The organism is Paenibacillus mesotrionivorans (assembly GCF_046098205.1).
GTDB classification, from domain to species: Bacteria; Bacillota; Bacilli; order Paenibacillales; family NBRC-103111; genus Paenibacillus_AR; species Paenibacillus_AR mesotrionivorans.
The window spans coordinates 72,870-97,990 of sequence record NZ_JBJURJ010000025.1 but is presented as its reverse complement, the minus strand read 5'-3'; the positions used below and the strand labels follow the sequence as shown (position 1 = coordinate 97,990).

Here is a 25,121-nt window from a genome sequence, read left to right as displayed (position 1 = left end):
TCCAACAACGGCACCAAGGGCAACCCGTGTCTGGTAGCCGACCTGTTCGGCGACTGGCGGGAGGAGCTGGTGGTGCGCACGGCGGACAGCACCGCCATCCGCATCTACATGAGCACCGAGGTGACGGACCGGAAGCTGTACACCCTGATGCATGATGCACAATACCGGACAGGGGTGGCGTGGCAGAATGTGGTGTACAACCAGCCTTGTTATACCAGCTTCTACTTCGGCACCGATATGAGATGGGACAAGGTGCCGGTTCCGGATTTGTCGTTTAAGCGTACAGCGCAAAATGAAAAGGTTGGAGGGGTACAGGTATGAATACGCAGGACAAACAAGAGGCAAAGTCCCAGGTATATAACTTTAATTACGGCTGGACCTTCAAGGTGGCGGATGCGTTCCCGCTGGTAGCTGCGCTGGAGGCGTGGAAGGATCAGTCGGGCCGGTTTTTTTACGAGAAGGAATATGAGGAGTTGGCTTGGGAGACTGTAGGCCTTCCCCATACCTATAACGACAAGGACTTGTTTGTAGACCGGATCAAGGACGCGGGAAGCGGTCAAAAAAGAACCTTCTCCTTCTACCGCAAATGGTTCCGTCTGCCTGACTCCCACAACGGGAAAAAGGTGCTGATCGAGTTTGAGGGCATCCGCCAAACCTGTTACCTGTACATCAACGGCACCTTGGCCGGATATTACGAAGCGGGGGTTGCGCCCTTCGCCTTTGATTTGACCCCCTATGTGGATGATGACGGGGACAATCTGATTGCCATCGCCACGGACAACACCTCCACCCGGGATCTGGATTTTTTCGTGGCGGAGACGCCCAATCACCCGGATGCCCTACCCGGCGCCTTCATCGATTCCTTGACGGAGCAGGACAGCATCCCCGAGTCGGCCCGGAGTGTCCGGTACTTCTGGAATTGCAATGACTTTAACCCTTCCGTGGGCGGCCTCACCAAAAATATCCGGCTCCATGTGAAGCCGAAGCTGTACATCACCCTGCCGATTTACAGCAATCTGCAGACCAAAGGGGTGTATATCTTCGGAAGCGACTACGATATCCCCCAGCGACAAGCCGCCATCCATGTACAGGCAGAGATCCGGAACGAAACGGGGGCAGGCCAAACCGTCCAACTGGAGAGCATCATCTCTGACCATCAGGGCAACGAGATCAGCCGGACCTTATCAGGGCTGAACCTGATTCCGGCCGCCGAGCTCCCGGCAACACCGCCTATCACCATCACGCCGCAGGATGCGTACCGGAAAGACGGGGAGAAATTCATCCCCTTGGCTGAGGACGAAGTAGCGCCAACCGTTACCGAGTCCGTTGAGGTTACTATCATCAAACATTCCGCCACCGTCTCGGGACTCCGCTTCTGGTCACCGGATGATCCTTACCTGTACACGGTCCACACCAGGCTGATTCTGGATGGGGAACTGCTGGATACAGTGAAAACCGTTACCGGCTTCCGGAAGGTTTCCTATGACGGGGAACAGGGGCTTTTGATCAATGACACCCGGGTTTGGCTCACCGGGTATGCCCAGCGTTCCTCCAACGAATGGGCGGCTGTGGGCATTCCCACTGACTGGCTCCGGGACATGGACGCCAAGCTGGTTCGCGAGAGCAACGCCAACCACATCCGTTGGATGCATGTGGCAGCCAGCCCGGCGGATATCCGCTCCTGCGACCGGTACGGCGTCGTCTGCACCCAGCCCGCAGGGGACAAGGAGCATGAGAATTTCGGCAGGCAGTGGGACCAGCGGATGGAAGTGATGCGGGACATTATCATCTATTTCAAAAATAATCCGTCCATCCTGTTCTGGGAGGCGGGCAACAATTCCATCAGCAAGGAGCATATGCGCGAAATGCGCCTGTTGAAGGAGCAGTTGGATCCCAATGGCGGACGGTTTATGGGCTGCCGCACCCTGAACACCGAGGATGTGGTTCAGGAAGCGGAATATGTGGGTACCATGCTGAACCGTCATGCAGGCCGTTTCCAATCCTCCAAAATGCCGGTGACGGAAACGGAATACCTGCGGGAGGAAGCACCGCGCAGGGTGTGGGATGATTTTTCCCCGCCGGACTTCGACTACGACAATCTGTATCTGGGCCGGGGGGGCCGGAAGCAGCCCGGAGGCGACTGTTTTGATTTGACCTCCGAAGAGCTTTCCCTGTATGCCGCACGAGGGTATGCTGAGTTTTTCAATGACCGGATCGGCGGCGCCTCCGGCAAAAACTTCTACGCGGCAGCGGCGGCTCTGTGCTGGACGGATTCCGCACAGCACGGCAGACAGGCGGCGTCGGAGAATGCACGGATGAGCGGCCGGGTGGATCCGGTGCGCATTAAGAAGCAGAGCTTCGAGGCGTTCCGGACCATCCAGTCTCCCGTGCCCATGGTCAAGATTGTCGGCCACTGGAATTACCCTGAGGAGGGCGGCAATAACTACAGGTACGCGTTGAAGGAATTTGACGGGACCCATTGGCGCAAAACCGGAGAGTACGCTTACCGCAATCCCAAGGATAAAACGGTGTATGTCCTGGGCAGCTACTCCATTGCCAGGGTGGAGCTGTTCATCAATGGGAAACCGGCAGGGGTTTGCGATAAGCCGGTGGATACCTTCGTATTTCCTTTTGAGCAGATCGATATTACCCAATCCGGCTCCATCACTGCCAAAGCGTACGATTATGAAGGCAAGCTGGCGGCGGAGGACAGAATTGAAACCGCATCGGCCCCTGCCAGACTGCGGATGACTCCCCATACCGGAGACCGGGGCCTTCTGGCAGATGGAACCGACGTTGCTTACGTGGATGTAGAGGTTCTCGATGAGCAGGGCCGTTTATGCCCGCTTGCTTTTGACCGCATCGACTTCACTCTGGAAGGGGAAGGGGTATTCCTGGGCGGATACAACAGCGGACGCTTCAACGGCTTCGGCAAAGAGGACAGCGTCATCCACCAGAACCATGTGTACGCGGAATGCGGTAACAACCGGGTGTTCATCCGGTCTACCCGGAGCGCCGGAGAGATCAGGCTGACGGCGCAGATGAGGGGTGTGCCGCAGGCCGCAGTATCGCTGCAAAGCCATTCTGCCGATACGGCTCCATTAGCCCTGGAACAGATCCAATGTCTTGCGCCGGTCTACGGGGACACCGCACCAGCTTCCGCCTATCCCTTCGAAGCCATTCCCGAAGCGGACGCGGCCAAGTATGTGCCCGAGGACAAGATCTACTGCAAGGTGCTGGTGGACGGCCAGGAGCCGGATACCCGGGGTATCCTGAGCGTCTATAACCATGGCAGCATCTACAGTCCGGTTCTGTTCATTCTGGAGCGCATCAAAAACATGCGGCCGGAGCTGTTCGATTACTCCTACGACGGGGACAAACAAATCCTCACCTTAACCTCCGGGGGCAACACCGTCACCGCAGAAAAGGGACGCACCCACCTTCTTGTCAACGGGGAGGAGAATCTGTTGAACGGAGAGCCTTACATCCACCGGGATGCCTTCATCGTGGAGATCAACGCAGTCATTTCCTATATCCAGGGTGTGGTTGCCTATTACGACGACAATGTCCGGGTGTTCCGGATTGAGCTCCCGGCGAAGAACGGGTAACCGTTCATTAATCACCACCAATCAACATAAACAAACCTCTCCTTCCAATGGCAGCTTGCGTTCCATCGGATAAGGAGAGGTTTTCTATATAAAGATGATATATTTTCCTGTTCTACTTATCCAATAATATAAGCCTTAATCCTACACCCTCATGCTTTACTTGCGGTCCCATGCAGTTCCGGTAAGAGGAGCGCGTATTGGCAGGATAGTCCCCCCATGCGCCTCCACGAATCACCCGGGCATCGCCGGATGAGGGGCCTTGCGGGTCTGAAGCCATTTCCTTTTCATAAGGATTGCTGTACCAATCGCTGACCCACTCCTGGACATTTCCGTGTATATCGTGAAGTCCCCAGGGATTAGGCTTTTTCTCCCCTACGGGGTGGGTGCGGTCGCCTGAATTTGTGGTGATCCAGGCAAAGTCCTCAATAAGCTCTTCCTGGTTTCCGAAGCTCCATGGTGTGGTTGTGCCTGCCCTGGAGGCATATTCCCATTGGCCTTCAGTGGGCAGCGCAAAGCTTCTGCCGGTCAGTTTCTGGAGCTCTGCCACAAATCTCTGGCAATCCTCCCAGCTGACTGATTCCACCGGCAATTTTGCGCCTTTAAATGCACTGGGATTGCTGCCCATGACCGTTTCCCATTGCTCCTGTGTTACCTCATATTTCCCCATGGAGAAGGCTTTGGTGATCTTGACCTCATGCATAGGTCCTTCATCTTCATCACCGAATTCCTGGGAGGAGCCCATGGAGAATGTACCCGGATGGATCCGCACGAACTCCATTTCCAGCTGTTGTCCCAGGTTTACCTTTTCCACAGCCTCTGCCATCACGGTGTTGGGCAGCGCAGCGTTTTGGTTTGCTCCGGATGCTGCAAACGCAAGGTAGTAAACAATAGCACCAATTGACACAATTCCAATGAACAAAAGCATAGGCTTCAACCGGTACGGGATAGGCTTCATTCTTTTCACCTTTCTGTTCCAAGAGGAGATGATGCTGCCAAAATGAGATGAGGCTGTCCAAAGGTAAAAGCGGCCTTGACGGACTTTTTGGACAGCCCCTTTGTCTTTCCAACCGGTTATTTTAAGGCTTTTACGATGAGAGAAATTGCCTCAGCTCGGGTTGCATTTCCCTTAGGCTTGAAGCTGCCGTCAGGGTATCCGTTGATAATTCCATCCTTCCGGGCGGTGAATACCTCAAGGGCTGCCCAGGAGGATATTTCTGCCTGATCCGAGAAGGAGGCTTCTCCTGAAACAAGAGGCAGCTTGGCTGCTTTGACTGCCATTACGGCCATCTGTTCTCTGGTAATCAGATCATCCGGCCCGAAGAGGGAATCGCTGTAGCCGTCTACAATCCCATGGGCATTGGCAGTGGCAATGTAATCCTTCGCCCAGTGGTTTGCTGTGTCGGAGAACAATTGACCTGCTTTGGCTTCCAACTTGAAGGCTGCTACAAGTATTTTCACAAATTCCGCCCGGGTGATGGATTGATCGGGCTTGAAGGTACGGTCTGGGTAACCGGCAACTGCACCGGAATGAATCAGCTTGTCAATTTCCGCATGTGCCCAATGGCCTGCAATATCAGTCAAAGCAACGGAAGGTGCAGGTGTGGCCGCTCCAGGTGTAGTGGAGGGAGTTGGTGTGGGGGCAGGGGTTGACGGTGAAGGTGTTATGCCACCACCGCTGCTGCCGCTGCCATCGCTGTCACTGTCGCTGTCGCTGCTAATGGCCGTTTGAGCATAAGCGGCAAATTTGGTGAAATGCTTCGTCCAAATGACAAGGTCGGCTCCGACGGTGATATAGGCATCCCCGCCGGCAGCGATTTCGGCGTCAGCCGCAGTCTGAGTATCGGCGCTAAGGACTTGAGTGACTTTGGTGAAGACGGTGCCGCTTTGGTAACCCGCTTTTTTGCCGCCCATTCCCGGAATGACCAGTCTTACAGCCTTGTTGAAGGTTAACGGCACATCAGGGGAGCCTGTCTCGATTACGGCATGTGCAGTTGCAGTATAGCCCGGATCCGGCACTGGAGTGACCGTGTTATTGGCCAACACAGCGGGCAGGCTGATCATTCCATTCCATGCAGCAGGCGCTGTGATGATCAAGCCTCTCGGCAATTCTGCTTCCAGGGTGACTGCAGCGGAGCCGATGGTTGCTGCAGCGGTTACCTTTGCGCCAGGCAGCGGGGCTGTTGTAACAGTGGAATCGGAGGGTTCATACAGCAGTTGGGCAACGCTCAGAGCTGCGCCTGAAACGGTGGAGGGCACCGAAATGGACACAGGTGATGATGTATGATCGTAGGTGCCCTGGGTTACGGCGACGGTTTTATGGGTATCGGTTACGATTACCGGTGTGTCGTCTGTAATGACAACAGGAGGCGTGTATCCGCTATCGGCTGCATAAACGGTCAGATTGGCAGAGGCTTTGAGGCTTCCCTTTGCCGCAGAGACATAAAGAATGCCGGGGGACATGTCCGAGGGAACCGTAATCCTAGTAGAAAACTCCCCGTACGTGTTGGAGGTTACAGTCGCCGAATAGATATCGGTACCGTCAGCTTGAACAGCACGTACAAGAACGTCAGTATTGGCAGCTGTTGAACCCGACACTATAATGGACTCTCCGGTGGCTGCATGGAATTGGCTGAGACTCATTTCCACGGTCTCAACTGGTGCAGCGCTAACCGTTACCGAACTGGTTGCGCTAGTGCCACCTTCTGCAGCAGCTGCTGTAATAACTGCCGTTCCTGGGGCTACGGCAGTAACAGTAGCACTGGTTTTCCCGGTAACGGGATTATAAACCGCATCTGTAACCGTTGCTACATGGGCATCACTGGATGTAAAGGTGACCGTTTTATCTTGGGCATCCAGAGGAAATACCGCGGCTTCCAATTGAGCAGATGCACCAGCCGCAAGCTCAATATTCTGATCGGTAAGGACCACTCCATCTGTATAACCGTAACCCAAACCGGCAAGATCGCTGTCGCTGGCCAGCTTCATAAACGTAATGTCCGGCAGGCTGCCATCCGCTTTACGGGGCAATGTCAGTTGTGAAGCGTCCAGACTTTGGAAATCTTCCTCCGATACCGCAACATCCATTGTCCACGAATTAAAGCTCTCTCTTTCCGGAGGTAAATTCGCATTCATAATATCTTTGCCTGAGAAGGCGATATTATAGTGCAATTCCTCCCGGTACCCGTCAATATCGCTGTGCAGATCCTCCAAGATTGTCCGCTCCAGCATGTTGAAATTGGCGGTTTTATTGTTGAAAGCGGTATTATATGTCCAAATAGCGGCTTGTCCCAAATGGTGATTGGCATAGAAGCCACTGGCGTTGTTATTGGCAGAAATGCAGTTTTTCACGATATGCACGGGGACCGGATTAGGAAGCTTATTGCCCCAGGTTCCGCCGCCTACCTTAAACCCGTTGGAATCCCCACCGGCTGTCATATCGTAGGCCCAGCTGTTTTCAAAGGTTATAGACCCCTGCGAACTGATGGTATCATAGCCATCATCGCTGTTATGCCAGGAACGGCAGTTTTTCACTGTAACCGGATTAGCATGAAAACCAAACCCATCCGTGTTGCCGATTGAGGCGCTGGTGGGCCCGATATTGTTGTATGCATCACAATTGATAAGCGAGCCGCTGCCCTGTGTTGTGAAGTAGAAGCCGTTTGCTTCGGTATCATGGGCGGAAACCCGGTCAAAATGGGCGTTGCCTTGAATCCGGAAGCATTCCGACTGCTTTTGGGTGCCGGCTTTAACACCAATAACCTCAATGCCTCTAAACGTCACATTGCTGGTGCCAACCGGCACATGAAATGCAGCAACGCGCTTCACCGGCACTACACTGGAGAAATCAAACACAGGCTTTTCATCCTCATAAGCCTCATACGTAATGTTGCTTTTGCTCATCCGGTGCACATAGTTGTAATTGCTGTCCGTGGCGGCGATATCAAAGGTATCGTATATACCTCCGCGAATATAGACCACATCTCCTTCAGAAGCCTCTGTTTGCGCTTTCATAAGACTCTTGAAGGGAGCCTCCAAGGTGCCCGGATTGCTGTCATTGCCATCCGGAGCGACATAAAAGCTGGCGGCATGAGCGGATGCCGACATAATGAAAACGGCTGCAAATCCTGCTATAACAAATAGAAGTGTTTTGCCAAAAGCACCTAAAAAGGAAGACAAAAATCTTGTGTAGCTGCTGTGGATCGGGCTGTCCATTTCTCACTTTCCTCTCATTAAAATGTTTTATTCATGGGTACTGATGCAGGATTATAATAGCTCCTTACAAATTCCCCCTTTCTTGTACCAGTGTTTTCAGAACATATTGTATGCGCAATCAAAATTGTCTTCAATCGCACTTTCTTAAGGGGCTTTATGCCAACATAGCACTTCTTGGGGAGCATAGGACATTGCCGCACATAAGCATATTTCTTGCCCCTACTGCCGCCTATTCCCCCTATAAAAATGTCCGGTTGTCGGAAACCGGGGGCTGCCACATAATAAAGTCACACCGCTCGTCGACGCGCTGAAATTTTTGGAGGTGGAAGAAGTTATGAAGCAAGCGGCTGCCCAAGGGAACATTCAAGCCGTGCACATGACCGGCAAGGACCGCCGGAATACCTTATGGAAGCGGGTCCGCCGGGAAAAATGGATGTTTATCTTGCTCACGCCCGGTTTATTGTACTTTCTGCTTTTCAAATATGTTCCCATGTGGGGGGTCCTGCTGGCCTTTAAGGATTATCAGCCCTTCCTTGGATTTATAAAAAGCGAATGGGTCGGATTGGAGCATTTCCGCGTGTTTTTCGCCAATCCTGAATTCACCATGCTGCTCAGCAACACCCTTTTGCTTTCTTTATATAATCTGATTTTCTTCTTCCCGGCTCCCATTATTCTGGCGCTGCTTCTGAATGAAGTCCGGGTGGCCTTCTTCAAACGGTTTGTCCAGACCCTTGTGTATGTGCCGCACTTTATCTCCATGGTCATTGTGGCCAGCTTAACTTACGTATTCCTGACTACCGAAGGCGGTGTGGTCAACGAATTTCTCTTCCAGCAGACCGGCAGCAAAACCGACTTCCTCACCAGTCCGGACTGGTTCCGTCCCATTATCATCATCCAGACCATCTGGAAGGAATGCGGCTGGGGCACCATCATCTTCCTGGCGGCTTTAGCCGGAGTGGATATGGAGCAGTATGAGGCGGCGATTATGGACGGGGCCAACCGTTGGAAACAAACCTGGCATATTACCCTGCCGTCCATCCGCAGCACCATCGTTATCCTGCTTATCTTGCGTATGGGCAATATTCTGGACAATGGCTTTGAACAGATCTATTTGCTGCTGAACCCGCTGAACCGGCATGTGGCAGAAGTGTTCGATACCTATGTCTACATGGTGGGCATCACCCAAGGCGCATTCAGCTACAGTACGGCTGTAGGCTTGTTCAAATCCATTGTGGGTGTGGTTCTGGTGATGGGCACCAACTGGCTGGCCAAGAGGTTCGGCGAATCCGGCCTATATTAAGGAAAGCGAGGAGTAGAGGACATTGGCTAGACACTACAAAAGTGTACCGGGTACTGCATTTGACATCGGCAATTATCTGTTCCTGACGTTATACGGGCTACTGGCCGTATTTCCCTTTATCTATATTATCGCAGGCTCCTTCGCCAGCGATGCGGAGTTGACGGAGCGGGCCGTATTCCTGATTCCCCAAACCTTCACGACGGCTGCGTATGAATATATTTTCTCCACCAACATCATCATGCGGAGCGTTTGGGTTTCCATCTATATCACGGTGGTCGGCACCATCTTCAATCTTATCTTTACAGTCACCATGGCGTATCCACTGGCGCGCAAAACTTTGCCCGGACGGAACACCTTTTTGAATATGGTTATCTTCTCCATGCTGTTTGGCGGGGGAATGATTCCCACCTATCTGGTGATCCGGGAGCTGAATCTGCTGGACAGCCTGTGGGCATTGATTATTCCCGGTGCCATCAGCGCTTTTAACCTGATCATCGTGAAGAACTTCTTCCAGGAGCTTCCCCCGGAGCTGGAGGAGGCGGCGCGGATTGACGGCTGCACGGAGCTGGGGCTATTATGGAAAATTGTGCTTCCCCTCTCCAAGCCGGTGCTGGCTACCTTCACCCTGTTCTATGCTGTAGGCCACTGGAACAGCTTCTTTAGCGCCCTGCTTTACATTAACAATCCGGAAAAGTGGCCTCTGCAGGTTATGCTCCGGCAGATCGTGATGCTGTCCCAATCGGCGGCGGGGGATATGAGCAGCATGGACCCCAATTTCGTGAAACCGCCTGACCAGTCCATCAAAATGGCTGTTATTGTCATCGGTACGGTTCCCATTTTGCTCGTGTATCCGTTTCTCCAGAAGCATTTTGCCAAGGGTGTTATGATCGGCTCTGTGAAGGGGTAACGGCTTGCGATAAATAGAAAGCATTTTATTAAGGAGGTCATTGGTTTATGCAACAAAACAAAACGCAATGGAAAAAATGGCTTGCGGTAGCATCGGCAGCGTCCGTTACCGCAACGGTGCTGGTTGGCTGCGGCAGCGACAGCACAGATTCTGCAGCAAATTCGCCACAGGGTTCGGCGGGAGCCTCCGCATCCGCAGCGCCGGCCAAGCCGCTGGAGCTGAGCATTATGCTGCCGGTGTTCAACACCAGCTACCCCAAGGACGGCAGCCCCGTATTGGCGGAAATCGAGAAAAAAACCAACACCAAGATCCACATTGACTGGGTGCCCAACTCCTCCTACAACGATAAATTTAACATTACGCTGGCCTCCAGCAAGCTGCCCAGCATCATGTACGTGCCTGACAGCAAAAGCTCCAGCTTTGTGAATGCGGCCAAATCCGGGGCGTTCTGGGATGTGGCTCCGTATCTGAAGAATTACAAGAATTTGGGCCAGGCCAACAAGGTTGTGCTGGAGAACTATGCGATAGAGGGCAAAACCTACGGGATTTACCGGAGCCGTGCCCTGGGCCGCAACGGCATCAACTTCCGGCAGGACTGGCTGGATAATGTAGGGATGACCACTCCCAAAACCATCGATGATTTCTATAATATGCTCAAGGCGTTTAAGGAAAAGGACCCGGACAAAAACGGCAAGGACGATACCTACGGTATGGTACTGGTCAAATGGACGGGCACCTGGGCCAGCGGCTTTGACACCATCAAGCTTTGGTTCGGTGCGCCTAACAAGTGGGGCGTTGCCAACGGCGCTCTGGTGCCGGAGCATGAAACCGCGGAATACTTCGAGGCCCTGAAATTTATGCGCAAGCTGTTCGAGGAAAAGCTGATCAACCAGGACTTCGCTGTTTATGACAGCGCCAAATGGATTGACCCTGTAGTGAACGGCAAAGCCGGTGTCATTGTGGACGTGACGGATACCGCAGGCCGGATTGAGCAAAAAATCCATGAAGCGCTGAAGGCGGCTAATAAAGACGAGCCCACTAAGCAATTTGTGGACAATTTGATCGGCGTGGAGGGCAAAAACGGTCTGAAGGCACTGCCTACCACAGGCTACGCCGGTATCCTGGCGATTCCGAAATCCAGTGTGAAAACCGAAGCCGAGCTGAAGCAGGTGCTTCAATTTATCGATCAGACCAACGAAGCCGAGCTGCAAACCCTTCTGTATTCCGGGATCGAAGGCAAGCATTACACTAAGGACACAGACGGTTTTATCGTTCCCAGCACAGAAACCGCCCTTATTGAATCTGAAGTATCCGGCTTGGGGCAAATGCTGACTTATATTCCTGAAACACGGACGCTGAAGAGCAAAAAAACCCAAACGCCGCTTTCCATCAAAACGGAAAAGCTGCAGAAGGAAGCAGAGAAATACGTGGTTCCGAACCCTGCCGAGTCCTTTATCTCCAAGATTTATTCCCAAAAGGGACCGCAGCTGGATAACATCATCAACGATGCCCGGATCAAGTATATTGTGGGGCAATCCTCGGAAGCCGATTGGAAGGCTGCAGTAGAACTGTGGAAGAAGAGCGGCGGCGATGAATATGTCAAGGAAATGAATGAATTGTACGCCGCTTCGCCGAAAAAATAGAACTTGCCGGAGGAAAACCGTGTCGGGGACACGGTTTTTTTCTGCTGCACGAGAATGTCCTAGCCTTTCGGCAAAGTGCTATCCGGCGGGCAGGAGCATCAAGAAAGTGCAATTGAACAAAACAGGCCGATAAGGTATCCTAGGTAGGGAAAAACAAGCCGATGGCTGGTGAATATAACGATGGTAAAGCTCTTTTCCAAGGAAACAACGTACTACCGGCAAAGTCTGCTGCTGATTCTGGTCATTGCCACTTTGCCCGGGCTTTTATTGAGCGGCCTGATGTATTGGGGAGCAGGGGGCCAAATTGAGGAGGAGCTGCATCAGCTCCATCAACAAAAGATCCATGAACGGGCCGAAACCATCGACGATACCCTCTCCCATCTGGAGATGTCCTTGGGCCATTGGGCCTTTGAGCCGCAATTTGACTATTTGCTGAACAACAAGGACTTCTGGAAGAACTACACCCAGGCATGGGATATCACCAAAACCCTGCTGGTCATCCAGAGCACCAGCGAGCTGATCGAGCGGGTGGAGCTTTATCTGGAGGGATCGGAGGAAGGGGGCATCCGCTTTAATCCGGAGCATAATGTGATTGAGCAGCCTGAATTGAATGAGCAGTACATGGCGCTCTTGCGGCAGGACCGCTCCATCTTCTGGACCTATCCCGGCTCGGGCAATGCCAATAACCGGGATTTGGCGCTAGTCCAGAAGGTGCCGGGGAACAGCAGCGAGCCTATCGGCTTTCTCATGGTCCGCATTAATATGGACAAGCTGGGACAATTGGTGGAAACCCTCACACCGTATAACGGAGCCAAAACCCTGCTGGTGCGGGAGGACGGCGGCATCATTATCGGTACCGGCGTCGGAGAGAAGGATGAGCCGTTCGTTGCGGATATGATCCGGGATATTCAAGCCAAGAGCTCCGAGGAAGGCCTCTATTTCAGCAATTGGAAGGGCAGCAAATATTCCGTCACCTATGACCGGTTCTCCCAGCTGATTAACCACTGGGGGTATATTTCGGCGGCTCCCATCCGTTCTATCACGACGCCGCTGCTGTCCATCTCCAAGCTGATTATTATCGTCAGTCTTATCGGCCTTCTGCTGGCGGTGTCCTTGGCCTGGCTGGCGTCCCGGAGGATTTACTCCCCCATTGGCAAGCTGGTGCGGATGCTGGGCGGTGAAAAAAGCGGAACGGCCGCCAAGGATATCGATGAATTTTCGCTGATTAACCAGCGGTGGCAGGCCTTGAACCGGGAGAACAACTCCCTGCAGTCCAAGCTGAAGCATGAGCTGCCCCACTTGAAGGAAAGCTTCCTGCAGCAGCTGATTCAGGGGTACCTGTACCGGTATTCCGGCCCGGAGCTGATCAGCCGTTTCAGCCAATATGGCGGGAATGTGGAGCAGGGAATTTTCACTGTGGTTTATCTCCAATTGATCGGCTTCGACCGGCTGATGGACCGGTTCAACAAGGGCGATGAGGGGCTGGTCACCTTTGCCGCCTGCAATATTATTGAGGAAATCACTGCAGGAAATCTGGAGCAGGGGTATGTCATCAACTTCCATGACTTGTCCATTGCCGTCCTGATTGTAGAGCGGGGCAACCACCAGCGGGACCGGATCTATGCGGTGTGCCGCGAGGTTACCCAAACCATCAACCGGATTCTGCGGATGCGGGCTACGGTGGTGATTGGCCCCACGACGGATCATATTACCCAGGTGGCTTCCGTTTTTGAAAAAGCCAAATCCGCCACCCGGTACCGCAGCTTCGAAAATGAGAATCAGATCCTGGACATGGAGCAGCCGGATCTGTTCTTCGAAACGGGGAGCTTCAACTATCCTTTCGCTGTTGAGCGTGAGCTGATTCAGGCTCTGCGGGCGGGGGAGCGGGAGGAAGCCGTACGGCAGCTTACGCTGTTTGTGGAGGCGATGTCGGCTGAGGGGATGAAGGAAATTGATGTGCAGCAGGGGCTGATGCGGCTGTTGGCGGGCATCCTGAATGCCGTATCCCAGGTGGGTGTGAACCCGGCCAGCCTGACCAACGGCGGCAATATCTTCGAAGCACTCTCTCAAATCCGCGATCCCCAGTCCATCCTCCAATGGTTCCGGGAAAATATTGTGGAGACCTATATGAAGGAGCTCGAGAAACGCTCCAACGACCAGGTGAAGCGGATGATCGAGCAGGCCAAGCAATACCTTCAGGAGTATTACGCCAAGGATATCTCCCTGGAGAGCTGCGCGGATCATGTAGGGGCCACCTCCCATTTGCTCAGCAAAGCCTTTAAGTATGAGGTGGGCATCAACTTCACCGAGTACCTGACCGAGCTGCGGATGGACAAGGCCAAGGCCCTGCTGAAGGATTCGGATATTATGATTAACGAAATCGCGCTTCTGGTCGGTTACCAGCCCAGCTATTTTATCCGGCTGTTCAAAAAGCTGGAGGGGATTACCCCGGGACGTTTCCGGGAAATGGTGAGGGGGCAGGAGGGGTAGGGGGGAGGCGGTTAGTTAAATATGTTGAACGGAATTGATATCTTGAAATGGGACTTACTGTGTATTGATTAATGTGATAAAATGCAAGAGCAATAGAATAGGCTTGCAAGGGCGGTCGGCTAATCTCCCGGAAGGGAGGTGATGCCTGTGGAGGTTAAAGATGCTTTGACGCTCATGATTAGCTTCGGTGCGCTGCTTGTTGCGTTGCTGACGTTGGTCGTGGCCATCGTCGTAGCAATTAGCCGGAACACAAAGAAATAGGCCGCCCTGCTCAAGGGATGCGACCTATTTCCTGTAGGTTTAACCCGTAACGCCGACCGCCTTTCAAGCGGCTGTTGCACAGGAGAGTCGTGTTGCAAGCACGGCTCTCTTTGCATTGTACTCTTATACTAACACTAGTATACCATGCACTCGAATTGGCTTTCAATGTAATTGGAGATTATCGGACCCAGCGTGAAATAAGCGGAAGGTCCTTGGGGCTGCGGAACCGGATGATGGACAGGGTGGTGAAGTACACTGCCAACGCGAAACCCACCGATCCCAGCACCGTCCAGACCAGGGGGATATCCATCGCCGTGGCATAGCTTAATGCCCATTGGCCGCAGAGAGCCATAACCAGCATGGACAGGAAAACCCGGGCATACGGGCGGATTTCCCAATAAAAGCCGATGGTGCTGGAGATGGAGAGGAAATTCAGCAGGGTCAGCACAATAATCCCGATCCCCATCCCGAAGGCGATGCCCACAATGCCGAATTGGCTGCCCAGTACAAAAATGGCTACAGCCTTCAATCCGGTAGCGATCAGGTGGTTTCCCAACGTGGTGTTGGCCCGGCCAAGCCCAAGCAGAATCGCATTCAGCGGTGCGTCGAAATAATGCAGGAAAAACATGGGGGCCAGGATTTTCAGCAGGATACCCGCCTCCGGAGCGTGGTAGATCAGGGTGGTCAGCGGCGTGGCCCAAATGAACAGAATCACCGTGGCCGGAGCCCCGATCATCAGGCCCAGCCGGAGCGCCTGGTCCATCCGCTGGTGCATCAGGAGGCTGTTTTTGTTGGCGGAGGCTTCGCTGATGGCCGGAATCAGCGCGGTGGACAGGGATTGGGTGATGAAGCTGGGCATAAACAGCAGAGGAAAGGCAAACCCGGTAAGCATGCCGAACTGCTTGGTGGCCATGACCGTCCCAATGCCGGTGAGCGCCAGGCTGGTGGTGATGAGCATGGGCTGGAAGGCGCCATACAGGGAGTGGACTACACCGTTGCCTGTGATGGGCAGGCCAATCCGCAAAAGCTCGGCCAGCGTGGATTTGCTCTTCTTCAGGCTGCTGCCCCAGGTTACGCCGGGTATCCGCGCTTCTCCCCGCAGCTTGTAGCTAACTGCAAGGAACATCAGGCTGCTGGCTTCGCTGATCACCGCAGCGGCGGTAGCTCCTGCGGCGGCATAGGCAATGCCGTAGGGAAGCAGCAGGTGGACCAACGCCAGCACGCAGGCGATCTGAACGGTGAATTCCAGCACATCGGATGCCGCAATGGTCTGCATCCGCTGCTTGCCGCGGAAATATCCCTTGAGTACAGCAGAGATGGCGATGATGGGCGCGATGGGCATAATGGCCAGCATGGCGTAGTAGGCCCGCTGGTCTGTGAGCAGGATGGAGGCGATCCGCTCCGACCCCAGCAGGCACACTGTAGTCAGGCTGATGCTCAGGGTGCTGGTAATAGCCAGCGATACGTGGAGAATCCGCCGGATTTTTTCTTTATCCCCCTTGGCGTCGGCCTCCGCCACCAGCTTGGAGATCGCGACGGGCAGCCCCAGCTCCGTGATGGTAATGACCAGGGGCACCAGCGGCTGTGCCATCATCAGCAGGCCAATTCCCTCTGCCCCCAGCACACGGGCAATGTACATGCCGCTGATAAAACCGAGAATCCGGTTGACGAATGCGGCAATGGACAATACAAAGGTGCCTCTCATGAAGGATTGCTTCTGTTGCGGCATTGGCATCATGTCCTCCCGAAGAATCAAATACTGCTATTGTATTCGGGGTTGTCTGCGAACATGCAGTCCAAGTGAAGGCTGGTTGTCGGAGCAGAGCGTGTGCGTGGGCGTGGGTATGGGGATTGGCATGGGCATGGGGATGGGGATGGGCGTGGGCGTGGGTATGGGATGGGCGTGGGGATTTCAACCGGTCATAATGCAAAAGTGCATCTATTGGTGGGGTTAGCCGCTTAAACGGGGGTCCCAAATGCAAAAGTGCAGTTATTTCCGGGGAATTCCACCTGATTAGCGATTTCGGCGAAAAATAGATGCACTTTTGCAGGATAGATGCGCGAATGAGGGGACACGGGGAAAAATAACTGCACTTTTGCAGGATAGCAGGAAGTTAGCAGAGGGAGCAAGAGTAGGCAGGGGCATGTTAGTAGGTGGAGAAAGGCACAGCAGTTGGCAATGGAAGGCTAGCAGGAGCAGGTTGGTAGAGACAGGTTAGTAAGTGGAAGAGGGCAGGACAGTTGGCAATGGAAGGGTAGCGGTTGAAGGCTAGCAGGGGCAGGTTGACAGCCTGGTAGTGTGGCTAACGGAACTATGCGGCGCTTAGAGGGGAAATCGGCGGCAAATTTTAGTTTAACGGAACTCAGCGACCGTTACAGCACAAAATCGCATCAATGAGGCGCTTTTAGAGCCGCTAAGGGTTTGTGAGTTCCGTTAAAAATCCCAACCGGCGATTTTACGTGTCTAAGAGTCGCTAAGTTCCGTAACATCCCCTTTGATCATATTCCCTCTGTGATTAATCATGGTTTGCAGAAATTTCAGCGAAGCCTGCAGCTCCGACTCCGAAAAAGCCTCCATCTCACGGATGAATCTCTGTTCGATGATTTCGTGCATCCGGGCATGTACCTCATACAGCTCCCGGCCTTTGGGCGAAAGGCTGAAGAAGATCTCCTTCCTGTTATCGTTCAGCTGGCTGCGTTTAATGTAGCCCTCCTGAAGGAGCTTGGTGCTGATTTTGGTAATGCTTGCTTTGGACAAGCTCATTTTCTCCGCAATCGATGTGCTGTTAATGGGCTCATGGCTGCCGATGCAATCCAGGACATGCACACTTGTCATATTGTTCGGAATGGAAGTCAGCCCATACTGCCGGGTAAGCTCGGCGAAAGCCTCCATCTCCGTGGAAAAAAATTGTTCCGTTAAATGAGTAAAATGGAGAACGCGGTCATACAGCAGCCGCTTCAGTCCATCGGATGGGCTCATCATGTGACTCTCCTTTTTTTGCAAAATCACCTTTATCCTAACCGAAAATGATTCACTTGTAAACAAACGTATAGCGCTCACACTTTAAGATTCGTGCCTTTCGAAGAGCTCCTTATATCCTACCTAAAAGGATTGACAGCTCAACCATCAGGTATTATAGTTTACTGGTAAACTATAATAGTTTACCAGTAAACTATTTTTTGGAGTGGAGGGATCAGCATGAATGTGTCCCAAACGATAAGAGAACGGCGGACCGTCCGCAAATTCCAAAGCACCCCTATTGCCCAAGAACAGATCGTTGCCTTGCTGAAGGAGGCCGCAGGTATGTATGAGGCCGAAGGTACGCCGCATTGGCGCTGTCTTTACATCGGCACGCCGGAGGCCCGTGAAAAGCTGGCTGAGCATATGCTGGCCAAGGTGAAGGAGAGCGGCTTCGGCAAGCTGCTTCCCGCTCCAATGACGAATTTTATGAAAAAAATGACCGTCGATATTCCTGCTCATGTGATCTTCATTGCAGAAGCTGCCGACACAAAGCGGCAGAGGGACATCAATTACGCCGCGGTTTGCAGCATTGTCCAGAATGTTCAGCTGCTGGGTTGGGAGCAGGGGCTGGGTATGCTGTGGTATACGGACCCGATGATTTGCGGAGAGTCCTTTTATAAGAGAATTGGCCTGCGGGAAGGGGAAAAATGTGCTGGAATTCTGGAAATCGGCCATTTCGAGAAAATTCCCAAAGCCCGGAGCAGAACACCCGCGGAGAAAAACTGGACCATGATCGGCGAAGGAAGCAGACCGCAATCCTCTCTTATGACCCCATCTCCTCAAACCATTCTGGAACTGCTGAATGAAGCGGTTTGGGCGCCCAATGACGGGTTGCGGGAGCCTTGGCGTTTTATTTATGTGCCGGGATCGCCGGGAGGGGAATCCGCCTTGCCGTTTCTTCTGGTGGTGGCCAAGGAGGAGGCCGACCCTCATAAGCAAGATGAGGATTACGCGGCAGGCTGCTGCCTGGTCCAGAATTTTCAGCTGCTGGCCCAATCCAAGCCCTGGCATGTGCGCCGCCTGATTCCGGAATGGATTTATGACGGGGAGCGGTGCAAACGATTCGGACTCCGCCCGCTGGAACGGATTGTTGCGGTACTGGAGCTGCGAGCCGGGGAAAAGCCTGCGAAGCTTCAGTCCCCTCCTCCCGCGTTCAACATAACCCTGAATTTCGAAGCCCCGTAAGGCCATATACTCGGGAGCAATCACATCTTAAGCTGTGGTTGCTTTTTATTTTGCCAACTCCGTTTTGCAATTTGCTAATTCCGCCTCCGATTTTCACTACCCGGTTTCCGATTCTGCCCATATTCCGCCGCTTGTCCGTCCCGTAGTGTTGGAGGGGAGAGATGCTTCTCCCAATTCCATTTACGGAGGTCCACAGAAATGAAAAAATGGATCGCGACCACACTCACCGTTCTGGTAGCTGCAGGCCCTTTGGCCGCTTGCGCAGGCAAGGATGAAACCAAGGACACTGCCGCCAGCCCGGCTGCAAGCGCAGGCAGCGGTGCGGGCACTCAAGCCGCCGCCAATGCCTATCCGCTGAAAACGGATAAAACCTTAACCTACTGGGGCGAGCTGACCGGAAACATTACAGGGGTCAAGGCTTCCCACAATGAGGTGCCCTTCTTCCAGGAATGGCAGAAAAAAACCGGCGTCCCCCTCAAATTCATCGCTCCCCCTGCGGGACAAACCAAAGAAGCCTTCAATATGCTGCTGGCCTCCGGCGACCTCCCGGACATGCTGGAGTACAACTTCCTGAGCTTCCCCGGCGGCCCGGAAAAGGCCATCAAGGACGGTTACATCGTCAAGCTCAATGATCTCATCGACAAACACGCCCCCAATCTGAAGAAGTACCTTCAGGAGAACCCGGAGATTGACAAAATGGTCAAAACCGACAACGGCAGCTACTACTGCTTCCCGTTTATCCGGGGGGACGAGTATCTGCGGGTGTTCCAAGGACCGATTATCCGCAAGGACTGGCTGGATGAGCTGGGGCTGCAGGTGCCCACCACCATCGACGAGTGGACCACAACCCTGACTGCCTTCAAGGAGAAAAAGGGCGCCGCCGCTCCTCTCAGCTTTAACAGCAAACCCCGTTTCTTCAATGATTCCGGAAGCGGCTCTTTTGTAGGTGCCTTCGGAATCCTGCGCGGTTATTACCTGGGCAATGACGGCAAGATCAAATACGGTCCGGCGGAAACCGGCTATAAGGATTATTTGGCCCAAATGAACAAGTGGTACAAGGACGGCCTGATCGACAAAAACGCCGCCACCTCCGATTCCAAGGCGCTGGACAGCAACATGGCGTCTGGTGCAGCAGGGGCAACTGTCGGCAATGCCGGAGGCGGGATCGGCAAGTGGCAGCCTTTGATCCAGGCCAAGGACCCCAAGGCCGTGCTGGTGGCTGCGCCGTATCCGGTGCTGAAGAAGGGGGATTTCCCCGAATTCGGCCAGAAGCAGAAAGCCTTTTCCTCCGAGGGAACCGTCGCCATTACCACTGCAGCCAAGGACCCCGTCCTGGCCACCAAGCTTCTGGACTACGGCTACAGCGAGGAAGGCCGTCTGTTCTTCAACTTCGGCACGGAGGGCGTCAGCTACAACATGGAAAACGGCTATCCCAAATACACCGATCTCCTCCTGAAAAACCCCGACAAGCTGGCACCGGCCCAAGCCATCTCCCTGTATGCCCGGGGCAGCTACAACGGTCCGTTTATCCAGGACAAACGGTACGTGGAGCAGTTCTTCGCCCTGCAAACCCAGCGGGATGCAGTGGAGGTCTGGAAGAAGACCAACGGCGACAAGCATAACCTGCCTTCCCTGACCCCTACGCCTGAGGAAAGCACCGAATACGCCACCATCATGAACGACATCGATACCCTGGTGGACGAAATGACTCTGAAGATTGTGCTGGGCTCCGCACCGCTGGAGGAGTTTACCAAGTATGTGGACAAAATGAAGTCCCTCAAACTGGACCGCGCCATCGCCATCCAGCAGGCCGCGTACGACCGCTACAACAAACGGTAGGAGTCTGACAAATTCCTATACAGAATGACTGGGAGGGAAAGGAGTGGCTTGGGCGAGTTTTTTTGGCGGCCTTGAACCCTTAAACAATCCGATACAATCAAGGCCGACAAAATCTGTTTGAGCATCCAAGCCACCCTTTCCCGGTAAGTCATGGATTCATATGGGAATTTGTTAGACTCCAAAAAGAAGGAGTGAGAGGCATGGCCCATACTGCGGAGCTTTCTACGGATAAACCCGCCGACCGGTCGCCCAGCCGGGCGGCCCGGCTGGCCCGCGATTTTGCCCTGAACAAGTATCTGTACATCATGATGATCCCCGTGGTTGTCTATTACCTGGTCTTCCATTATGCCCCCATGTACGGGGCGCTCATCGCCTTCAAGGATTATTCCCCCATGAAGGGGATTGTGGGCAGCGACTGGGTCGGCTTCCGGCATTTTGCCGATTTTTTCAACAGCTATTATTTTTGGCGGATTCTCAAAAATACCATCACCATCAGCCTCTATTCGCTGATTTTTGAGTTCCCCACCCCGATTATTCTGGCTCTGTTGATTAATGAGGTCCGCCACAAAACCTTCAAACGGGTGGCCCAAACCATCACCTACATGCCGTATTTTATCTCGCTGGTGGTCATCTGCGGCATCATTACCGATTTTACCAACGCCGACGGCATCATTAACCGGATCTTCGTCTGGATGGGCTATGACGGCCAGGCCATGCTCCAGCGTCCCGAGCTGTTCCGCTCCATCTACATCCTCTCCGAGATCTGGCAGCGGATCGGCTGGGAGTCCATTATCTACATTGCCGCCCTGATGGGCATTGACCAGGAGCAGTATGAAGCGGCCCGTATGGACGGGGCCAGCCGGTTCAAGCAGATGATGCATATCACCCTGCCCGGCATCATGCCTACCATCGCCATTATGATGATCCTGCGGATGGGCAATCTTCTCAATGTAGGCTTCGAAAAAATCATTCTGCTCTACAACCCCATCACCTACGACACGGCGGATGTGATCTCCTCCTTCGTGTACCGCAAGGGTTTGCTGGAGTTCGGCTGGAGCTACAGCTCGGCGGTGGGTCTGTTCAATTCTGTCATCAACCTAATTCTATTGGTGACCGCCAACTATGTCAGCCGCAGACTGAACGACAGCAGCTTATGGTAAGGAGGACGGACAATGAAGCAAGAATCCGGTGTATTGGACAAATTGTTTGATGTGGTTATTTACGGCATTCTGATCGGCCTGGTGATTGTGACCCTGTATCCGTTGTTATATGTGATCTTCGCATCCGTCAGCGATGCGGGGGCGCTGATTGCCTTTAAGGGCATTCTCTGGAGGCCTCTGGGCTTCAGTCTGGAGGCGTACCGCAGCGTACTGGATAATCCGGGCATTCTGGCCGGGTACCGCAATACCCTGTTTATTGTCGTGTTCGGGGTGACGCTGAATCTGTTTATGACCTCTCTGGGGGCCTACGTGCTCTCACGCAAAAATGTGATGTGGAACAAGGTGTTTATGTTCATGATTGTTTTCACCATGTTTTTCCATGGGGGACTGGTCCCCATGTATCTGATCGTCAAAAATGTGGGCTTGCTGGATTCCCTGTGGGCCACCATTATTCCCTTCTCCATGAGCACCTTCAACCTGATTATTATGCGGACGGCCTTTATGGGCATCCCCGATGGGCTGGAGGAGTCGGCCAAAATTGACGGGGCCAACCACTTCACCATTCTGTTCCGGATCATTCTGCCCTTGTCCATGCCGGTGATTGCGGTGATGGTCTTGTATTATGCCGTGGACAAGTGGAACGGCTGGTTCTATGCCTCCGTCTTCATCAAAAGCCGGGAGCTGTTCCCCCTCCAGCTGGTGCTCCGGGAAATTCTCATCTCCAACTCCACGGACAGCATGTCCACCGGAGCCAGCGCCGCTGACCGGCACCAGATCGGGGAAACCATCAAATACGCCACGATTGTGGTGGCGACGCTTCCCGTGCTGTGCATCTATCCGTTTGTGCAGCGGTATTTTGTCAAAGGGGTGATGGTGGGTTCTCTGAAATAAGGGAGCGCCGCCGTGTACGAAACAAGCAGCCTGTGCAGCAGCCTGAATGGACTCCATTCGGGCTTTTTGCCATATAAAAAAGGCGGTTTGGAGCTTTTGCCAACCGGATTTGCCAATTTCAACATCACATGGCCGGACAGGGGAAGTATAATGGAACCAGTCACCCCGATTTTCCTTTACTCTGGCGTTGTGAGGAGAATGCAATGAGCATCCGGCAGCTTTGGCAAAAACGCAAAAGCATCATCGTCACCTGGCTGGTTTCCTACAGCACAGTATTGTTTATCCCCATTATTGTAAGCCTTATCATTTACCGTCAGTCCGGGGACACCCTCACCAGTGAAATCCACCGGGCCAACGATTATCTGCTGAAGCAGGTCCGGTATACGGTGGACAACCAGATCGATCTGATGAAACGCCTGAATATGGAAATTACTTGGAATTCCAAGCTGCAAACCCTGATGTATTCCAGCAGCTATTCCAATGACGCCCAGTATACCGCCTATCTTTTATCTAAGGAGATGCAGTTGTACCAGACCTCCTATGCGTCGGTGGACGAGTTCTACGTCACCTGGTCCAAGGAGGAGGCAGTGGTCCGCCCCGGGAATATCCGGGATATGAAAACCGCCTTTCAGACCATACATGAAGGCGGTGAGCTGACATATGACGGATGGAAGGAGCTCTTGCGGTATACGCCGGGCAACCGTTTTTTTCTGCTGCCCCGCACCGATTCCTCCAGCTCCCGCAGCGCCGTGGCGTATATGACCCATCTGGCCAAGGATCTCAGCGGGCGTGAGGCGGGCACGGTGGTGGTGATGGCCGATGCCAGCCGCTTTCAGCAGGCTATTGAGGGCATCTCCGGCTTCAGCGGAGGCCAGGTGTTGGTGCTGGACCAGGACAACCGGGTGCTGCTGTCCAACCTGCCGCTGTCCGGGGATCAGGACGCCATTCTGAAGCTGCTGAAGGAGAAGGAGGAGCTGACGGAGCCCACGCGGTTGGGAGATCAGGAGCTGATGTTCGTCCGTTCGGCCGTATCCGATTTGAAATATGCCTTGATCATACCCGGCAATCTCTATTGGAAAAAAGCGGAGTACGTCCGCCGTTTCACCTATATCAGCATCAGCATCAGTGCCGTCGGAGGTGTGCTGCTTACCTGGTTTTTCCTGCGGCGGAACTATTCGCCCATCCAGGCTATGGTCCGCTCCCTAACTGAGAAGGGGACGGGGGGAGAACGGGAGGGCAACGAGCTGCATTTTATCCAGCAGGCCATCTGGCAGACGCGCAGCGAGAAGGAGCAGCTGGCTGTGGAGATGCAGGCTCATCACCACATCCTGCGGACCAATATGCTGACACGGCTCCTGAAGGGCAAGCCGGATATTCTGGTGCCTTATGAGGAAGCCTTCAAAACCTTCCAGATCCGGCTGATCTCGGATGAATTTGCCGTGATGCTGTTTGTGGTGGAGAACGGAGACAGCCTCTCCGCCAAGCTGCCGGGGGTGAACGACATTGAGCGCCGGCGTCTCATCCAGTTTATTATCACCAATGTGGTGGAGGAGCTGGTGGGCCAGCACGGCCATGCCGGGTATGTATCCGAGGTGGACGATATGATGGTCTGTCTGGTTAGCCTGGACGTTCAGGACGGGGCGGAATGGAAGGAAGGCCTTCGGCGGATTGCCACGGAGGCCCAGCAGTTCCTGCTGCGTTTCCAGATGGATATCACCGTTGCCGTCAGCGGGGCGCATCCGTCCCTTAGCGGGATTGCCGAGGCATATCAGGAGGCACTGGACGCCATGGAGTACAAGATGGTGCTGGGCAAGCAGGAGATTATTATGTACGGGGATATCCGGCGGGAGCCCGGCAGCCCTCCCGAAAACGGTTATTCTTACTCCCTGCAGGCCGAGCAGCAGCTCATCCATACCATTAAGCTGGGCCAGGCAACCCAAGCTGCCGCCCTTATGAATGAAACCCTGGACCGGAACCTGCAGCGTCCTCATGTATCGGTTACCCTGGCCCGATGCCTCATGTTTGATCTGGCCGGGACCATGGTGAAGGCCATCAATGAGATCGGAGACAAGGACGGCGGCATGCCCGCGGATAATCTCGGTTGGATGGAGAAGCTGATGGCCTGCGACACCGTCTCCGAAATGCGCCGGGAGCTGCTGGTACTTCTGGAGCAGGTCTGCTTGTATGCCGCGGCCAAAAAGGAGGCCCACCAGTCCCGGGAGCGCCAGGAAATGCTGCGGGAGCTGGTGGACCGGGTGTCCGCCCACATCCGGAGCAGCTATGCCGACCCCAATCTGAATGTGAATGCCATCGGCGAAAGCTTTGGGCTGAAGGGCAGCTACCTGTCCAAACTCTTCAAGGAGCAGACAGGCGAGGGTCTGCTTGATTTTATCCACAGTGTGCGGATCGGGGCGGCCAAGGCCATTCTCACCGGAGAGCAGGATGCTGCGGTGGCGGATATCCCCTGCCGGGTGGGCTATCTGGATGCGGCTTCTTTTATCCGTGTGTTCAAGAAGTACGAAGGCATCACGCCGGGCAAATACAGGGAATTAAACGGGAGAGGTTTGGTATAGCGTCATAGATGCGGACAACAGGGAGGGCAA

General features: G+C 53.8%; 16 protein-coding genes. 12 read left to right on the top strand and 4 right to left on the bottom strand.

Going from position 1 to position 25,121, the window contains the following annotated elements:
* Both ACI1P1_RS27720 and ACI1P1_RS27715 read left to right on the top strand, forming a co-directional pair.
* A partial coding sequence (locus ACI1P1_RS27720) for a rhamnogalacturonan lyase family protein (RefSeq protein ID WP_463605684.1) occupies nucleotides 1–321 on the top strand: 321 nt, incomplete at its 5' end.
* Nucleotides 318–3,608, top strand: coding sequence for a glycoside hydrolase family 2 protein (locus ACI1P1_RS27715; protein WP_416219804.1), 3,291 nt, complete (start codon nucleotides 318–320; stop codon nucleotides 3,606–3,608). The genes ACI1P1_RS27720 and ACI1P1_RS27715, both read left to right, overlap by 4 nt.
* Nucleotides 3,609–3,720: 112 nt before the next feature.
* Here ACI1P1_RS27715 and ACI1P1_RS27710 read toward each other — a convergent pair whose 3' ends face one another.
* Both ACI1P1_RS27710 and ACI1P1_RS27705 read right to left on the bottom strand, forming a co-directional pair.
* Entirely contained in the window at nucleotides 3,721–4,563 is an 843-nt protein-coding gene (locus ACI1P1_RS27710) for a formylglycine-generating enzyme family protein (protein WP_416219802.1), read from the bottom strand.
* 116 nt (nucleotides 4,564–4,679) lie between these two features.
* Complete coding sequence (locus ACI1P1_RS27705) at nucleotides 4,680–7,712, bottom strand: right-handed parallel beta-helix repeat-containing protein (RefSeq protein WP_416219801.1); 3,033 nt, start codon at nucleotides 7,710–7,712, stop codon at nucleotides 4,680–4,682.
* A 442-nt stretch (nucleotides 7,713–8,154) separates the two neighbouring features.
* Here ACI1P1_RS27705 and ACI1P1_RS27700 point away from each other — a divergent pair, with 442 nt between their 5' ends.
* The 5 genes from ACI1P1_RS27700 (at nucleotide 8,155) to ACI1P1_RS27680 (ending at nucleotide 14,421) form a co-directional block, all read left to right on the top strand.
* The gene (locus ACI1P1_RS27700; protein ID WP_416219800.1) at nucleotides 8,155–9,120 is read left to right on the top strand and encodes an ABC transporter permease; all 966 of its coding nucleotides are present in this window, start codon (nucleotides 8,155–8,157) and stop codon (nucleotides 9,118–9,120) included.
* 22 nt (nucleotides 9,121–9,142) lie between these two features.
* Nucleotides 9,143–10,027, top strand: a complete 885-nt coding sequence (locus ACI1P1_RS27695; RefSeq protein ID WP_416219799.1) for a carbohydrate ABC transporter permease — start codon at nucleotides 9,143–9,145, stop codon at nucleotides 10,025–10,027.
* A 47-nt stretch (nucleotides 10,028–10,074) separates the two neighbouring features.
* On the top strand, nucleotides 10,075–11,670 hold the full coding sequence (locus ACI1P1_RS27690; protein ID WP_416219798.1) for an extracellular solute-binding protein: 1,596 nt from the start codon (nucleotides 10,075–10,077) through the stop codon (nucleotides 11,668–11,670).
* Nucleotides 11,671–11,850: 180 nt separating this feature from the next.
* Nucleotides 11,851–14,160 carry an AraC family transcriptional regulator gene (locus ACI1P1_RS27685; RefSeq protein ID WP_416219797.1) on the top strand — a complete coding sequence of 770 codons (2,310 nt, stop codon included), beginning with the start codon at nucleotides 11,851–11,853 and terminating at the stop codon, nucleotides 14,158–14,160.
* A 147-nt stretch (nucleotides 14,161–14,307) separates the two neighbouring features.
* Nucleotides 14,308–14,421 (top strand): putative holin-like toxin, encoded by a 114-nt coding sequence (locus ACI1P1_RS27680; protein ID WP_416219796.1) that lies wholly within the window; start codon nucleotides 14,308–14,310, stop codon nucleotides 14,419–14,421.
* A 178-nt stretch (nucleotides 14,422–14,599) separates the two neighbouring features.
* On the opposite strand, the gene spoVB is transcribed toward ACI1P1_RS27680, so the two are convergent.
* Nucleotides 14,600–16,150, bottom strand: a complete 1,551-nt coding sequence (gene spoVB / locus ACI1P1_RS27675; protein ID WP_416219795.1) for a stage V sporulation protein B — start codon at nucleotides 16,148–16,150, stop codon at nucleotides 14,600–14,602.
* 735 nt (nucleotides 16,151–16,885) lie between these two features.
* Nucleotides 16,886–17,404, bottom strand: a complete 519-nt coding sequence (locus tag ACI1P1_RS27670; RefSeq protein WP_416219794.1) for a MarR family transcriptional regulator — start codon at nucleotides 17,402–17,404, stop codon at nucleotides 16,886–16,888.
* 216 nt (nucleotides 17,405–17,620) lie between these two features.
* Here ACI1P1_RS27670 and ACI1P1_RS27665 point away from each other — a divergent pair, with 216 nt between their 5' ends.
* The 5 genes from ACI1P1_RS27665 to ACI1P1_RS27645 all read left to right on the top strand — a co-directional run bounded on the left by ACI1P1_RS27665 (nucleotide 17,621) and on the right by ACI1P1_RS27645 (nucleotide 25,091).
* Complete coding sequence (locus ACI1P1_RS27665) at nucleotides 17,621–18,628, top strand: nitroreductase family protein (RefSeq protein ID WP_416219793.1); 1,008 nt, start codon at nucleotides 17,621–17,623, stop codon at nucleotides 18,626–18,628.
* A gap of 198 nt (nucleotides 18,629–18,826) precedes the next feature.
* The gene (locus ACI1P1_RS27660; protein WP_416219792.1) at nucleotides 18,827–20,467 is read left to right on the top strand and encodes a type 2 periplasmic-binding domain-containing protein; all 1,641 of its coding nucleotides are present in this window, start codon (nucleotides 18,827–18,829) and stop codon (nucleotides 20,465–20,467) included.
* A 200-nt stretch (nucleotides 20,468–20,667) separates the two neighbouring features.
* On the top strand, nucleotides 20,668–21,627 hold the full coding sequence (locus tag ACI1P1_RS27655; protein ID WP_416219791.1) for an ABC transporter permease: 960 nt from the start codon (nucleotides 20,668–20,670) through the stop codon (nucleotides 21,625–21,627).
* 12 nt (nucleotides 21,628–21,639) lie between these two features.
* Nucleotides 21,640–22,518: a carbohydrate ABC transporter permease gene (locus ACI1P1_RS27650; RefSeq protein WP_416219790.1), complete on the top strand. Its 879-nt coding sequence runs from the start codon at nucleotides 21,640–21,642 to the stop codon at nucleotides 22,516–22,518.
* A gap of 203 nt (nucleotides 22,519–22,721) precedes the next feature.
* Nucleotides 22,722–25,091, top strand: coding sequence for a helix-turn-helix domain-containing protein (locus tag ACI1P1_RS27645; protein ID WP_416219789.1), 2,370 nt, complete (start codon nucleotides 22,722–22,724; stop codon nucleotides 25,089–25,091).
* Nucleotides 25,092–25,121: the final 30 nt, after the last annotated feature.

Coding starts and splice junctions, on each gene's coding strand:
- ACI1P1_RS27715 (WP_416219804.1), top strand. CDS start 318: ATGAATACGCAGGACAAACAAGAGGCAAAGTCCCAGGTATATAACTTT.
- ACI1P1_RS27710 (WP_416219802.1), bottom strand. CDS start 4,563: ATGAAGCCTATCCCGTACCGGTTGAAGCCTATGCTTTTGTTCATTGGA.
- ACI1P1_RS27705 (WP_416219801.1), bottom strand. CDS start 7,712: ATGTCGGCATCCGCTCATGCCGCCAGCTTTTATGTCGCTCCGGATGGC.
- ACI1P1_RS27700 (WP_416219800.1), top strand. CDS start 8,155: ATGAAGCAAGCGGCTGCCCAAGGGAACATTCAAGCCGTGCACATGACC.
- ACI1P1_RS27690 (WP_416219798.1), top strand. CDS start 10,075: ATGCAACAAAACAAAACGCAATGGAAAAAATGGCTTGCGGTAGCATCG.
- ACI1P1_RS27685 (WP_416219797.1), top strand. CDS start 11,851: ATGGTAAAGCTCTTTTCCAAGGAAACAACGTACTACCGGCAAAGTCTG.
- spoVB (WP_416219795.1), bottom strand. CDS start 16,150: ATGCCGCAACAGAAGCAATCCTTCATGAGAGGCACCTTTGTATTGTCC.
- ACI1P1_RS27670 (WP_416219794.1), bottom strand. CDS start 17,404: ATGATGAGCCCATCCGATGGACTGAAGCGGCTGCTGTATGACCGCGTT.
- ACI1P1_RS27665 (WP_416219793.1), top strand. CDS start 17,621: ATGAATGTGTCCCAAACGATAAGAGAACGGCGGACCGTCCGCAAATTC.
- ACI1P1_RS27660 (WP_416219792.1), top strand. CDS start 18,827: ATGAAAAAATGGATCGCGACCACACTCACCGTTCTGGTAGCTGCAGGC.
- ACI1P1_RS27655 (WP_416219791.1), top strand. CDS start 20,668: ATGGCCCATACTGCGGAGCTTTCTACGGATAAACCCGCCGACCGGTCG.
- ACI1P1_RS27650 (WP_416219790.1), top strand. CDS start 21,640: ATGAAGCAAGAATCCGGTGTATTGGACAAATTGTTTGATGTGGTTATT.
- ACI1P1_RS27645 (WP_416219789.1), top strand. CDS start 22,722: ATGAGCATCCGGCAGCTTTGGCAAAAACGCAAAAGCATCATCGTCACC.